Source organism: Streptomyces sp. NPDC001406 (genome assembly GCF_042895285.1).
Lineage (GTDB): Bacteria > Actinomycetota > Actinomycetes > Streptomycetales > Streptomycetaceae > Streptomyces.
Window position 1 is genome coordinate 154,815 of record NZ_JBIAWG010000018.1, and the last position, 13,130, is coordinate 167,944.

Below are 13,130 nucleotides of genomic sequence, written 5' to 3' on the forward strand. Positions count from 1 at the left end.
GTGGAAGCGGGTTTTCAGCCCAGGAGGTCGTCCAGGTCGCCGTTCATGCAGTGGTCGACGACCGGCCGGACGGTGTCGAACGTGCACTCCTTGGCGTTGCCCGGGGTGCAGGCGTCGCCGAGGACGTGGTTCGTGATGCGGTCGACGTCGGCGGCGTCGCCCTTGATCACCTGGGCCTGCTCGTAGTACTTCGTCGGGCCCTGGCCCAGCCGGTTCTTGGAGTAGGTGTCCTGCTGGACGTCCGTGAACTTCTCCGGGATGCCGACGTCGCGCAGCAGCCGGATGCCCGCGGCGAGCGCGGCATCGGCGGCCTGGACCTTGGTCATGCCGTGGGTGTCCACGCCCATCGCCTCGGCGATGTCCGCGAACCGCTCGTACTGCGCCGGCATGTTGAACGCCCACACGCGGGGCAGCGCGATGGCGTTGTTCAGCCCGTGGTGGGTGTCGTAGCACGCGCTGACCGCGTGCGAGATGGAGTGGATGATGCCCAGGCCGCCGGAGTTGAACGCCTGCGCCGCGATGTACTGCGCGTACATCATGCCCTCGCGCCCGGCCAGGTCCTGGCCGTTCCACACCGCCTGCCGCAGATGCCGGGCCGTGAGCCGGATGGCGTGCAGCGCGTTGCCCAGCGAGGGCTGGAAGTTGAGCCGGGAGACGTACGGCTCGGAGGCGTGCGCGAGGACGTCGAAGCCGCACTGCGCGGTGTAGTCGAGCGGGCAGTCGTAGTACAGGGTCGGGTCGTCGATGGCGAGCGAGGCCACCGAGGCGTCGTCGAAGGCGACGTACTTGTGCGGGTTGTCCGGGTCGGTGGTGGTGTCGGTGATGACGTACGCCCAGGAGGTCTCCGAGCCCGTGCCGGCCGTCGTCGAGACCGCGATGTGCGGCGGGTTCTTCGGGTTCTCGGACTTGTTGAAGCCCTCGAAGTCGTTGACGTTGCGGCCGTCGTGGGCGACGGAGATACGGGCGCCCTTGCACGCGTCGTGCGACGAGCCGCCGCCGATCGACACGAACGAGTCGCACTTGTTCTCCTGGTACAGCGCCACGGCGTCCATGACGTTGTAGTCCTTGGGGTTCGACTCGACCTTGTCGTACACCACGACCTCCAGGCCGTGGTACTTCAGCGACTCGACGATCTTGTGCACGGTGTCGCTGCCGCGCAGGCCCGTGGTCATCACCAGCGTGCGCCTGAATCCGAGCTTCTTGGCCTCCGGGCCGATCAGCTCATGGGCTCCCGGGCCCATCAGCGCCCGCGGGAAGGGATGGAATTCCTTGATCGGGAACGGCTTGAGAAGTTCTTCGACCTTCATGATCGCGACTGTCCTCTCCGCGCGGTGGGGCCGCGCGTGCTGCGTCGACTGCTCCCAGGGCCCGCCGGCGGGCAGAGGTCCGGGTGGAGCACGGACGTGCCGAACGAATGCGGCGTGCATCACCCTCCGGGACCGCGCGGCGGTGCGACACCGGCCGCTCGGACGGCAGGCGGGCGCGGACGAAGGGGATGTGCCCTGTCCGATCGGACGGGGTGAGCGCCGCTGACCTGCGGCGCAGCGGGCACACCTGTCCGACCGGACAGGGTGAGGGCGGCCGAAAGCAGGGCGAGACGCGAAGAGGACCGGCCTAGCGTCGAATACGGCCGGTCACCGCGTGACGGCACCGGCGCACATTCCCGACTCCCCTTTCGCTTCAGGAGGTTTGCCATGGACGAGGACCAGATCCGCGCCGAGCAGGAGACGGCCGTGGACGACGTGGTCGAGGAGATCCTCGTCGAGGAGGTCTCCATCGACGGCATGTGCGGCGTCTACTGAGCCGGCCGTCATGCCGTCCCCCTTCGACGCGGACCGGCCCTACCGGCTGAACCCCTGCGTCGCGCTGCGCCCCGAGCCGTTCGGGGCGCTCGCCTACCACTTCGGCAACCGTCGGCTGTCGTTCCTGAAGGCGCCCGAACTGGTCGAGCTGGTACGGGGGCTGGGCCGCCACACCAGCGTCCGGGAGGCGCTCGCCGGTGTGCCCGAGCGGCGCCGGGACGCCTTCCGGCGCGCGCTGGCCTCGCTGGCCGCCGCCGACATGATCATCCCCACCGAAGCGGAGCCGCAGCCGTGACCGTCACCCAAGAAGCGTCCGCCCCGGTCCCCGCCCTCGTCGAGCAGTTCAAGGGCGGGCTGCACGCCCCCATCTGCCTGACCTGGGAGTGGACGTACGCGTGCAACCTCTCCTGTGTGCACTGCCTGTCCTCCTCCGGACGGCGCGACCCGGCGGAGCTGTCCACGGACGAGATCAAGTCCGTGATCGACGAGCTCCAGCGCATGCAGGTCTTCTACGTCAACGTCGGCGGCGGCGAGCCGACCGTCCGCCCCGACTTCTGGGAGCTGCTGGACTACGCGATCGCGCACCAGGTGGGGGTGAAGTTCTCCACCAACGGGCTGCGGCTGACCCCGGACCGGGCCCGCCGCCTCGCGGCCACCGACTACGTCGACATCCAGATCTCCCTCGACGGCGCCACCCGCGAGATCAACGACGCGGTGCGCGGCCGGGGTTCGTACGACATGGCCGTGCGAGCGATGGAGAACCTCGCCGCGGCCGGCTTCCGGGACTTCAAGATCTCCGTGGTGATGACCCGTCAGAACGTCCCGCAGCTGGACGACTTGGCGTCCCTGGCCGACCGCTACGGCGCCCAGCTGCGCATCACCCGGCTGCGGCCGTCGGGGCGGGGCGCCGACGTCTGGGACGAGCTGCACCCCACCGCGGAGCAGCAGCGCGAGCTGTACGCCTGGCTCGTCGGCCACGGCGAGAAGGTGCTCACCGGTGACTCCTTCTTCCACCTCAACGCGCTCGGCTCGCAGCCCCTGCCCGGGTTGAACCTGTGCGGAGCCGGGCGTGTGGTCTGCCTGATCGACCCGGTGGGCGACGTGTACGCCTGCCCGTTCGCCATCCACGACGTCTTCAAGGCGGGCAACGTGCGTGCGCCGGGCGGCTTCGAGCGGGTGTGGCGCGACTCCGCGCTCTTCGCCGACCTGCGCCGGCCGGCCTTTGGCGGCGCCTGCTCGGGCTGTCCGGCGTACGACGCCTGCCAGGGCGGCTGCATGGCCGCGAAGTTCTTCACGGGCCTGCCGCTGGACGGCCCGGACCCGGAGTGCGTCAAGGGCCACGGCGCCACCGCCCTCACGGCCGACGACCGCACCGCGCTTCCGCTCCAGGGCAACGACCACTCCCACCGCACCGTGCCCCTGGGCATGCCCGCCGTCCGGACCAGACGGCCGGACCGCTTCTGCGACGAGAGCCCGCTGGCCGGCGCCGACGCCGTACATCACACGAAGGGAACGTCATGAGCAAGTGGATCGAGACGGTCGCCGAGGCCCAGCGGCTGGCGAGAAAGCGGCTGCCGAAGTCCGTCTACAGCGCGCTGCTCGCCGGTTCCGAGAAGGGCGTCTCCTACGACGACAACACCACCGCCTTCGCCCAGCTGGGCTTCGCCCCGCACGTGGCCGGACTGTCGGCCAAGCGCGATCTGGCGACGACCGTCATGGGACAGCAGATCGCCCTTCCGGTGATCATCTCCCCGACCGGTGTGCAGGCCGTACACCCGGACGGAGAGGTGGCCGTCGCCCGCGCCGCGGCGGCGCGCGGCACCGCGATCGGGCTCAGCTCCTTCGCCAGCAAGCCGCTGCCCGACGTCGTGGCGGCCAATCCGCAGACCTTCTTCCAGATGTACTGGATGGGCTCCAAGGACGAGATGGCGCGCCGGATCGAGTACGCCCGCGAGGCCGGTGCCAAGGGGCTCATCGCCACCCTCGACTGGTCCTTCTCCTACGGCCGCGACTGGGGCAGCCCGAAGATCCCCGAGCGGCTGAACCTCAAGGCCATGGCGCGGTTCGCACCGGAGACGCTGGCCCGCCCGCGCTGGCTGTGGGACTTCGTGAAGTCCCGCAGCCTGCCGGACCTGACGACCCCGAACCTCGCCGAGTCCGGCCAGGACGCGCCCACGTTCTTCGGCGCCTACGGCGCGTGGCTGCAGACCCCGCCGCCCTCCTGGGACGACGTGCGCTGGCTGCGCGAGCAGTGGGACGGGCCGTTCCTGCTCAAGGGCGTCTGCCGGGTGGACGACGCCCTGCGCGCCGTCGACGCGGGCGTCACCGCGATCTCCGTGTCCAACCACGGCGGCAACAACCTCGATGCCACCCCGGCACCGATCCGGGCCCTGCCCGCCGTCGCGGACGCGGTCGGCCACCAGGTCGAACTGCTGCTGGACGGCGGTGTCCGGCGCGGCAGCGACGTGGTCAAGGCGCTGGCACTGGGCGCCAGGGCCGTGCTGATCGGCCGCGCCTACCTGTGGGGCCTGGCGGCGGGCGGCCAGAGCGGCGTGGAGAACGTCCTCGACATCCTCAGCCGCGGCATCGACTCCGCCCTGCTCGGCCTCGGACGCTCGTCCGTCCACGAACTGACCCCCGACGACCTGGTGATCCCGCCCGGGTTCACCCGCACCCTCGGCGCGGTCTGAGATGGCCGCGGGCCCCGCGCGACTCACGGATCTGGCCTGGCCGGACCTCACGGCCCGCCGCCCCCTGGTGCTGCTGCCCCTCGGCTCCTGCGAGCAGCACGGCCCCCACCTCCCCCTCGACACCGACACGGCGGTGGCCGGCGCCGTCGCCGAGCGGGCCGCCGCCCGGCTCGGCGCGGAGGTGGACGTGCTGGTCGCGCCCGCCCAGCCCTACGGGGCCAGCGGCGAGCACGAGGGCTTTCCCGGCACGGTGTCCATCGGCCACGACGCGCTGCGCCTGCTGGTCACCGAGACCGGTCGCTCCCTGCTGCGCTGGGCGGGGCGCCTGCTGGTGGTCAACGGACACGGCGGGAACGTGGTGAGCCTGGCCGACGCGGTGACCGGTCTGCGCGGCGAGAGCCGCGACGCGGCCTGGTGGCCGTGTCTGCCGCCGGGGCCGGCGGCGAACACAGACGCCCATGCGGGCCGCACCGAGACCTCACTGATGCTGCGGCTGCGGCCGTCCGCCGTCCGCGGCGAGCGGGCCGCGGCCGGACCCACCGACCCCGTCCATCTGCTGATGGACCGCCTGGTCGCCGAGTCCGTTGGCGGGGTCAGCCCCTCCGGCGTCCTCGGCGACCCGGCCGGAGCCGGCGCGAGCGAGGGCGAACGGCTCCTCGACCGCATGGCGGACCGCCTCGCCGCCGACATCCGCGCCTGGCGGGTCTCCGCGCGGGGCAGGCTCGGCCTGCCCGATCGGCAGCCGGTCACCGCCCGAACGGGTGACGGGCGGTGACCGGCCGCCGGGTCGCCGTCGTCACCGGCGCCGCACGGGGCATCGGCGCCGCGACCGTACGCCGACTGGCCCGCGAGGGCTGGGCCGTCGTCGCCGTCGACCGGTGTGCGGACGACCCCGACGTGCCCTACCCGCTCGCCGACCCGGAACAGCTGGACCGCCTGGCCCATGGGTTCCCCCTGGTGCGCACGGTCAGGGCGGACGTCCGCGACGCGGCCGCGCTGCAGGCCGCCGTGGAGCGGGCCGAGCGCGAGTTCGGCGGGCTCGACGCCGCCGTGGCCGCCGCGGCGGTCATGCTCGGCGGCGGCCCGGTGTGGGAGCAGACCGACGCGCAGTGGCGGACGCTGCTCGACGTGGACGTGATGGGAGTGGCCAACCTCGCCCGAGCCGCCGTACCCGCGCTGTTGCGTGGGCCGCAGCCCCGCACCGGCCGGTTCGTCGCCCTCGCCTCGGCCGCCGCACACCGCGGGCTGTGGGGCCTGGGCGCCTACTGCGCGGCCAAGCACGCCGTGGTCGGCTTGGTCCGCGGCCTCGCCTGCGACCTGCGGGACACCGGGGTCAACGCGGTCGCGGTGTCACCGGGTTCCACGCGCACGGACATGCTGCGGGCCACGGCCGACCTCTACGAACTGCCCGACGTCGACAAGCTCGCCGAGCAGCAGCTGTCCGGGCGGCCTCTGGAGCCGCAGGAGGTGGCCGCGGTGGTGGCCTGGGCCTGCTCGGCCGACTCCTTCGCCGTCACCGGCTCCGTACTCCACGCGGACGGAGGGTTCACGACATGACACGGTTCCTGCGGGACGCGGACACGTCCCGGTCCGGACGGCACGCGGGCCCGGCCCGGCTCGTCGCGCGTGCGGGCGCCTTCCTGTTCAGCGGGCGCGCGGGCGGGTCCCTGCTCGCCGGGCACACGGGGACACCCGAGTGGTCCGAGCCGCTGCCGTCCCCGCCGCGGGACCGGCTGCCCGACGGGTTCGCGGTCGAACTCGCCGCCGACACCCACCGCTCCCGCGACGGCCACCTGATGCTCGGCGGCTCCCCGCCGAGGCTGCTGCGGCTCGGGGCCGCCGCCGTGCGGCTGCTGGCGGACGGCGGGTTCGAGGTGACGGACGTCCCGAGCGCCGCGCTCGCCCGCCGGCTCCTGGACGCGGGCGTCGCCCACCCCCGCCCCCCACTGCCCCCGGTCCGCGACACCACCCTTGCGATCCCGATCCGCGACCGGGCCGACCAACTCGACGGACTGCTGACCGCCTTGCGCGCCGACGCGTCCACCTCCACCCTGCCCGTCCTCGTCGTGGACGACGGCTCCCGGGACCCGGACGCCCTCGCCCGCGTGGCCCGGCGGCACGGCGCCCGGCTGCTCGTGCACCCGCGCAACCTCGGCCCGGCCGCCGCACGCAACACCGCACTGCGCCACGCCGAGACCGCGTACGTGGCGTTCTGCGACTCCGACGTCGTACCCGAACCGGGCTGGCTCGCCCCTCTGCTGGCCCACTTCGGCGACCCGGCGGTGGCTCTCGTCGCCCCCCGGATCGTCGCCCTGCCGGTGCCCGCGCCACGGCGGCTCGACCGCTACGAGCAGATCCGGTCGCCGCTGGACATGGGGTCGCGGGAGGGGCCGGTCGTGCCGGTGTCGATGCTCGGCTATGTCCCGAGCGCGACCATCGTGGTCCGCCGGTCCGCCGTCGGCGCCGGGTTCGCCCCCGGCATGCGGGTGGGGGAGGACGTGGACCTGTGCATGCGGCTGCACCAGGCGGGCTGGCGGCTGCGCTACGTCCCCGACGTGCGCGTGGGCCACCGGCACCGCACCGACCTGCGCGGCTGGCTCGCCCAGCGGGCCGGATACGGCACCGGCGCCGCCGACCTGGCCCTGCGTCACCCCGGCCGGGTGCCGCCGCTGTACGCCGCCCCCTGGTCGCTCGCCGCCTGCGCCCTGCTGCTGCGCGGCAGGCCGGTACCCGCGGCCAGCGCGCTGGCGCTGACCGCGCTGACCGCCGTGAAGGTGGCCCGGCGCATGCCGGACGCCGACCAGCCCGCCCGGGCCGGTGCCCTGCTGTCGCTGGCCGCGCTCGGCGGTACCGCCCAGCAACTGCTGCGCTGTGCCACCCGGCACCACTGGCCGGTCGCCGTGGCAGCCGCCGCCGTCAGCCGCCGGGCACGCTACGGCCTCGCTGCCGCCGCTCTCGCCGAGGGACTGGCCGACCACCACCGTTCCCGCTCCTCGCTGGGCCCGCTCACACACACGGCGATCCGCCGCCTGGACGACCTGGCCTACGGCTGGGGCGTGTGGCAGGGCGCGCTGCGCCGCCGTACCGCCGCGCCGCTGATGCCCCGCCTCGCCCTGCCCCTGCGCGGCCCGGCCGCGAAGCGCCCCTGGGAGCCCCGCTCCCTCGCGCCAACCTCGCACCAACCCGCCACGGCCACCGTGGAGACCTGGTGACGGACGGGTCGCCCGGCCTCCCGAGACCCGCCCGTCACCCCCACCCACACCTCTGGAGGAACCAGCATGACGCCGCGCTCCGAACTCCGCCCCGCACCCGGCAGCCCGCTCGCGGGTGGGGGCACCTCCCACGCCCTTGAGGCAGTGGGGGAGGCCGAGGAGGTGTCCCGGCTGTACGAGGAGGCCGCCACCGACCGCCTGGCGTTCTGGGCGCGGCAGGCGGAACACCTGCACTGGGAGACCGGCTGGTCCGCCGTCCTGGACCGGACGGACGCGCCGTTCGCCCGCTGGTTCACCGGCGGGAGGCTGAACGTCGCGTACAACTGCGTCGACCGCCACGTCGAGGCCGGTCACGGCGACCGGGTCGCCTTCCACTGGGAGGGCGAGCCGGGCGACACCCGGACCATCACCTACGCCGAGTTGCGGCGCGAGGTGTGCAGGACGGCCAACGCCCTGCTCTCGCTGGGCCTTTCGGCCGGGGACCGGGTCGCCATCCAGCTGCCGATGATCCCCGAGGCGGTGTTCGCCATGCTGGCGTGCGCCCGGCTCGGGCTGCCGCACAGTGTGGTCTTCGGCGGGTTCTCGCCGGCCGCTCTCCAGTCGCGTATCGAGGACGCCGAGGCCCGCCTCCTGATCACGTCGGACGGCCAGTACCGCCGGGGCCGGGCCGAGCCGATGAAGGCGAACACCGACGAGGCCACCCGGCACGCACCGAGCGTCGAACACGTCCTGGTGGTCCGGCGCACCGGAACCGACGTGCCCTGGACCGAGGGCCGCGACCTGTGGTGGCACGACCTGGTCGGCGCCCAGCCGGACGAGCACAGGCCGGAGTCCTTCGACGCCGAGCACCCACTGTTCATCCTCTACACCTCCGGTACGACCGGAAGGCCGAAGGGCATCCTGCACACCTCCGGCGGCTACCTCACCCAGGCCGCGTACACCCACCGCACCGCCTTCGGCCTCGACGCGGACACCGACGTCTACTGGTGCACCGCCGACATCGGCTGGATCACCGGGCACTCCTACATCGTGTACGGACCGCTCGCCAACGGCGCCACCTCGGTGATGTACGAGGGCACGCCCAACACCCCGCACGAGGGACGGCACTTCGAGATCATCGAGAGGTACGGGGTGTCGGTCTACTACACCGCCCCCACCGTCATCCGCACCTTCATGAAGTGGGGCGAGCAGCTCCCGGCCCGCTACGACCTGTCGTCGATCCGTGTGCTCGGCAGCGTCGGCGAGCCGATCAACCCGGAGGCGTGGCGCTGGTACCGCACGCACATCGGCGCCGACCGTGCGCCGGTCGTGGACACCTGGTGGCAGACCGAGACCGGCGCGGTCATGATCGCCCCCCTGCCCGGAGCGGCCCCCGCCAAGCCGGGCTCCGCGCAGCGGCCGGTGCCGGGCATCTCGGCCAAGGTGGTCGACGACCGGGGCGAGGAGGTCGGCAGGGGTGAGAGCGGCTACCTGGTGCTCGACGAGCCCTGGCCGGCCATGCTGCGCGGCATCTGGGGCGACGACGAGCGGTACCGGGAGACGTACTGGGCCCGGTTCGCCGGGCAGGGCCACTACTTCGCCGGTGACGGCGCCCGCTACGACGAGGACGGCGACATCTGGCTGCTGGGCCGGGTCGACGACGTCATGAACGTTTCCGGGCATCGCATTTCCACCGCCGAGGTCGAGTCGGCGCTCGTCTCGCACCCCGCGGTCGCCGAGGCCGCGGTGGTGGGGGCGGCGGACGCGACGACGGGGCAGGCGATCGTCGCGTTCGTGATCCTGCGCGGCGGCACGGTCCGGGCCGAGGGGTCCGATGGGGCCGAGGGGGCCGAGGGGTTCGACGGGGCCGAGGGGTTCGACGGGGCCGAGGGGGACATCACCCCGGCCCTGCGCGAGCACGTGGCCCGGGAGATCGGCCCCATCGCCAAGCCCCGCCAGATCATCGTGGTCCCCGAGTTGCCCAAGACCCGGTCCGGGAAGATCATGCGGCGGCTGCTGCGCGATGTCGCGGAGAACCGTGAGATCGGCGACGTCACGACGCTCGCCGACGCCTCCGTGATGGACCTCATCAACGCACACCGCCGTACTCACTGGAAGGCGTGACCCCCTGATGCGACTCGTCCTCATCGGCCCTCCCGGAGCGGGCAAGGGCACCCAGGCCGCCCTGCTCGGCCGGCGGTTCGGCATCCCGCACATCTCCACCGGGGACCTGTTCCGGGAGAACGTCGGCCGCGGGACACCACTCGGGCAGGAGGCCCGGCGATACCTCGACGCGGGCGAGCTCGTGCCCGACCATGTCACCGGCGCGATGGTCCGCCGTCGCCTGGAGGAACCGGACGCCCGGCGCGGCTTCCTCCTCGACGGATTTCCCCGCACCGTCGAGCAGGCGCACGCGCTCACCACCATCCTGGCCGCGACCGGAGCGGTCCTGGACGCCGTCGTCGAGTTCGACGCTCCCGAGCACGTCGTGGTGGAACGTCTGCGCGGCCGTGGCCGGTCCGACGACACCGAGGAGGTCATCCGGCACCGCCAGCAGGTCTACCGGCGGCAGACGGCCCCGCTCCTCGCCCATTACGCGGACATCGTGCTGACCGTGCACGCCGTCGGAGCCGTCGAGGAGATCAACGACCGGGCACTGGAGGCGCTCGCCGACCTGCCCGGAGCGGCATGAGTGGTTCCCCTTCGTGGTGGGGTCGTGACCGATGAGCTGGGTATTCGAAGGTCATGCGGGTGAGCGTGGTGGACGCGGGATCCAATACGGTCCGACTGGTGGTGGCCGACGCGGAGGGCGGTGTTCCACTGCCGGTCCATACCGTCAAATGGCGACTGCGCCTGTCCGAACAGGTCGAGCCCGACGGGACGATCGGTGAGGAGGCGGTGGCGCGGCTGGTGAAGGCCGTCGCCGCGGCGGGCGGTGCGGCTGAGCGGTGGCGGGCGGCGGGCCCGCTGGCGTTCGCGACCACGGTCGTGCGCAACGCCCCCAACCGTCAGGAGGTACTGGACCGGGTGCGGTCGGAGACGGGCATCCGGATGTGCACCCTGCCGGGGGAGACGGAGGCACGGCTGACGTTCCTGGCGGCCCGCCGCTGGATGGGCTGGCAGGCCGGCCCCCTCGCACTCCTCGACATCGGGGGCGGCTCGCTGGAGGTGGCCTTCGGGCGCGGCCGCCTGCCCGACTTCGCCGCCTCCCTCCCGCTCGGCGCGAACCGGCTGACCCGGGAGTTCCTCGGCGCCCAGGACCCGCCCGCCCAGGACGAGTTGAAGGCGTTACGGCGCAGGGTGCGCCATGAGCTGCGGGATGTCGCGGCGCGGGTCCGCTGGGAGGGTCCGCGCACCGCCGCCGTCACCTCCCGCACCTTCCAGCAGTTGGCCCGGTTGTGCGGTACCGCCCCCGGACGCCATGGCCCCTTCGTCCAGCGCGACATGCTCCGCGGCGACCTGCGCCGGGCCATCGGCGCGCTCGCCGCCCTCCCCGAGGCCGAACGCGCCCAGTTGCCCGGGATCTCCGCGCCCCGCGCCGCCCAGAGCCTGGCCGGAGCCCTCGTCGGGCACACCGCCATGAAACTGATGGGCCTGCACAGGGTCGCCGTCTGCCCCTGGGCCATCCGTGAAGGAGTCCTGCTCCGCTATATCGAGGACGGCGCCGGTTGGTGGGCGGACGTCACCAGCGACATCGGCACCGATACTGCCCTCGCGCCGTCCACCGCACTCCGTATCGCCACCCCGCCTGCCCGGGCGGATGTTCCACGTGAAACATCGCCGTGGGGCAAAAGACCCTGAAGTCTTCTGCCCCACGGCGATGTTCGCGACAACGGATGTCGGCGGCGTAGGTCAGTGGCGGTGCTTGTCGTCCTTCGCCGCCTGCTCCTCGGCCTCCTTGGCCTGCACCTCGGGGTCGAGACTGCCGTCCACCGACGACAGACTGCCGGACTCGGGCACCTCCGTGGCGGCGGGCGGTTCCACCAGCCAGTCGGGGTTGGTCTGCTTGTCCCACCACTTCCAGGCGACGAAGGCACTGGCCGCCACGGCGCCCAGCACGACCAGCACCTTGGCGACACGCCCGGCCTTCTCCCGCCGCTCGTGCCTGCGGACCAGCTTCTGGATCTCCTCCGGTGAGACCTGACCGCGCAGCGCGGCCAGCGCGGCGACACCCCGCGCGGTGGCCTCGTCACGCATCGGCCCCGCCGCCGCGACGGCCTGCTCGATCCTCGGCCGCGAATAGTCGGCGGCCTGCCGGGCAGCCTTGCGGGTGAGGACGGCCGCGTCGTGCGCGGCCTGGTCGACCTTCGGCGGCACATGGGCAAGGGCCTGTTCCAGGCGCGGTGCGAGATGGGCGTCGTACTGGACGCGGGCCTGCTCGGCGGCCTGGGACACCACGGGCGCAAGCCGTACGCGCGCCTCCTGCGCGTAGTACGAGGCACGCTCCTTGGCCGTGTCGGCGTAGGGCGCCACCACTTCCGCGGCGTGCAGCACGCTGTCCTTCGCCGAGCCGGTCGCGGCGCGCACGCTGTCAATGCGGGTCACGGCTTCCTCCTCCTCGGTGGCGTACGGTATTTCGACTTTCCACACTTTTACGGATCATGCCTGTCAAGCATCTGTGTCGCACGCGAGGGAGGGCATACGGGTGCCGATGCACTCGATCAAGCGCAAGCGAGAATGAATGACGAATTCTTGGACAACAGGAGCTTGTCGTCGACAATGCCACGGATCGCCGCCGTGCGCTCCCGCCCAGCGGGGACTCGACCTGTTTTCCGCAAGCGATTCGCGCGGATGAGCGCCCATCGACCTCGGCCGGGCGACGCCATGGCCCGGCCGTGCAAGGATCGTGGGATCACAGGAAGACAACGGAAGGCAGATCGTGGCCGAGCAGCTCTACGCCACCCTGAAGACCAACCACGGCGACATCGAGATCCGGCTGTTCCCGAACCACGCGCCGAAGACGGTCAGGAACTTCGTCGAGCTCGCCCAGGGTGAGCGCGAGTGGACCCACCCCGAGACCGGCGTGAAGGGCACGGACCGGCTCTACGACGGCACGATCTTCCACCGGGTGATCAGCGGCTTCATGATTCAGGGCGGTGACCCGCTCGGCACCGGCATCGGCGGTCCCGGCTACGAGTTCGAGGACGAGTTCCACCCCGACCTCTCCTTCAACAAGCCCTATCTGCTCGCCATGGCCAACGCCGGCCCGGCCACCAACGGCTCGCAGTTCTTCATCACCGTCGGCCCGACCACATGGCTGAACCGCAAGCACACCATCTTCGGCGAGGTCACCGACCCGGCCGGCCAGAAGGTCGTCGACGCCATCGCCAACGTGCCCACCACGCGTCCCAACGACCGGCCGGTCAACGACGTCGTCATCGAGTCGGTCGTCGTCGAGAAGCGCCAGGGCTGAGCCGAGCGGCTCGCCCATTTCTCCTGGAGGGAAC

Annotated in this window: 13 protein-coding genes; 11 read left to right on the forward strand and 2 right to left on the reverse strand. The window is 72.6% G+C overall.

The window, feature by feature from the left end; genetic code table 11:
• Nucleotides 1-14: 14 nt before the first annotated feature.
• A complete protein-coding gene (gene mdo / locus ACFY1J_RS36450) occupies nt 15-1,307 on the reverse strand; it encodes an NDMA-dependent methanol dehydrogenase (protein ID WP_390708313.1) in 1,293 nt (430 codons plus the stop codon).
• Nucleotides 1,308-1,694: 387 nt separating this feature from the next.
• On the opposite strand from mdo, the gene mftA reads away from it, so the two are divergent.
• From mftA to ACFY1J_RS36500, 10 genes are all read left to right on the forward strand, one after another.
• Nucleotides 1,695-1,802 carry a mycofactocin precursor MftA gene (mftA, locus tag ACFY1J_RS36455; RefSeq protein WP_363296179.1) on the forward strand — a complete coding sequence of 36 codons (108 nt, stop codon included), beginning with the start codon at nt 1,695-1,697 and terminating at the stop codon, nt 1,800-1,802.
• Nucleotides 1,803-1,812: 10 nt separating this feature from the next.
• A complete protein-coding gene (gene mftB, locus ACFY1J_RS36460; RefSeq protein WP_390708312.1) occupies nt 1,813-2,097 on the forward strand; it encodes a mycofactocin biosynthesis chaperone MftB in 285 nt (94 codons plus the stop codon).
• Nucleotides 2,094-3,323, forward strand: a complete 1,230-nt coding sequence (gene mftC, locus ACFY1J_RS36465; RefSeq protein WP_390732694.1) for a mycofactocin radical SAM maturase — start codon at nt 2,094-2,096, stop codon at nt 3,321-3,323. Before mftB ends, mftC begins: the two co-directional genes overlap by 4 nt.
• Nucleotides 3,320-4,492, forward strand: a complete 1,173-nt coding sequence (gene mftD / locus ACFY1J_RS36470) for a pre-mycofactocin synthase MftD (RefSeq protein WP_390732695.1) — start codon at nt 3,320-3,322, stop codon at nt 4,490-4,492. Before mftC ends, mftD begins: the two co-directional genes overlap by 4 nt.
• Nucleotide 4,493: 1 nt before the next feature.
• Nucleotides 4,494-5,267 (forward strand): mycofactocin biosynthesis peptidyl-dipeptidase MftE, encoded by a 774-nt coding sequence (gene mftE, locus ACFY1J_RS36475; protein ID WP_390732696.1) that lies wholly within the window; start codon nt 4,494-4,496, stop codon nt 5,265-5,267.
• Complete coding sequence (locus ACFY1J_RS36480) at nt 5,264-6,049, forward strand: mycofactocin-coupled SDR family oxidoreductase (RefSeq protein ID WP_390708308.1); 786 nt, start codon at nt 5,264-5,266, stop codon at nt 6,047-6,049. Before mftE ends, ACFY1J_RS36480 begins: the two co-directional genes overlap by 4 nt.
• Nucleotides 6,046-7,704: a mycofactocin biosynthesis glycosyltransferase MftF gene (gene mftF, locus ACFY1J_RS36485; RefSeq protein ID WP_390732697.1), complete on the forward strand. Its 1,659-nt coding sequence runs from the start codon at nt 6,046-6,048 to the stop codon at nt 7,702-7,704. The genes ACFY1J_RS36480 and mftF overlap by 4 nt, the downstream gene beginning before the upstream one ends.
• A gap of 66 nt (nt 7,705-7,770) precedes the next feature.
• Nucleotides 7,771-9,807 carry an acetate--CoA ligase gene (gene acs / locus ACFY1J_RS36490; protein ID WP_390732698.1) on the forward strand — a complete coding sequence of 679 codons (2,037 nt, stop codon included), beginning with the start codon at nt 7,771-7,773 and terminating at the stop codon, nt 9,805-9,807.
• A gap of 7 nt (nt 9,808-9,814) precedes the next feature.
• Complete coding sequence (locus ACFY1J_RS36495) at nt 9,815-10,375, forward strand: adenylate kinase (protein ID WP_390732699.1); 561 nt, start codon at nt 9,815-9,817, stop codon at nt 10,373-10,375.
• A 53-nt stretch (nt 10,376-10,428) separates the two neighbouring features.
• Complete coding sequence (locus ACFY1J_RS36500; RefSeq protein WP_390708304.1) at nt 10,429-11,484, forward strand: Ppx/GppA family phosphatase; 1,056 nt, start codon at nt 10,429-10,431, stop codon at nt 11,482-11,484.
• Between the two features lie 51 nt (nt 11,485-11,535).
• Here the strand turns inward: ACFY1J_RS36500 and ACFY1J_RS36505 are convergent, their stop codons facing one another.
• Entirely contained in the window at nt 11,536-12,228 is a 693-nt protein-coding gene (locus tag ACFY1J_RS36505; RefSeq protein ID WP_390708303.1) for a DUF5324 family protein, read from the reverse strand.
• Between the two features lie 334 nt (nt 12,229-12,562).
• Here ACFY1J_RS36505 and ACFY1J_RS36510 point away from each other — a divergent pair, with 334 nt between their 5' ends.
• Nucleotides 12,563-13,096 carry a peptidylprolyl isomerase gene (locus ACFY1J_RS36510; protein ID WP_390708555.1) on the forward strand — a complete coding sequence of 178 codons (534 nt, stop codon included), beginning with the start codon at nt 12,563-12,565 and terminating at the stop codon, nt 13,094-13,096.
• Nucleotides 13,097-13,130: the final 34 nt, after the last annotated feature.

Bases quoted from the DNA above. Each gene is read 5' to 3' on its own strand.
- mdo (WP_390708313.1), bottom strand. From the start codon at position 1,307: ATGAAGGTCGAAGAACTTCTCAAGCCGTTCCCGATCAAGGAATTCCAT.
- mftA (WP_363296179.1), top strand. From the start codon at position 1,695: ATGGACGAGGACCAGATCCGCGCCGAGCAGGAGACGGCCGTGGACGAC.
- mftB (WP_390708312.1), top strand. From the start codon at position 1,813: ATGCCGTCCCCCTTCGACGCGGACCGGCCCTACCGGCTGAACCCCTGC.
- mftD (WP_390732695.1), top strand. From the start codon at position 3,320: ATGAGCAAGTGGATCGAGACGGTCGCCGAGGCCCAGCGGCTGGCGAGA.
- mftE (WP_390732696.1), top strand. From the start codon at position 4,494: ATGGCCGCGGGCCCCGCGCGACTCACGGATCTGGCCTGGCCGGACCTC.
- mftF (WP_390732697.1), top strand. From the start codon at position 6,046: ATGACACGGTTCCTGCGGGACGCGGACACGTCCCGGTCCGGACGGCAC.
- acs (WP_390732698.1), top strand. From the start codon at position 7,771: ATGACGCCGCGCTCCGAACTCCGCCCCGCACCCGGCAGCCCGCTCGCG.
- ACFY1J_RS36495 (WP_390732699.1), top strand. From the start codon at position 9,815: ATGCGACTCGTCCTCATCGGCCCTCCCGGAGCGGGCAAGGGCACCCAG.
- ACFY1J_RS36500 (WP_390708304.1), top strand. From the start codon at position 10,429: ATGCGGGTGAGCGTGGTGGACGCGGGATCCAATACGGTCCGACTGGTG.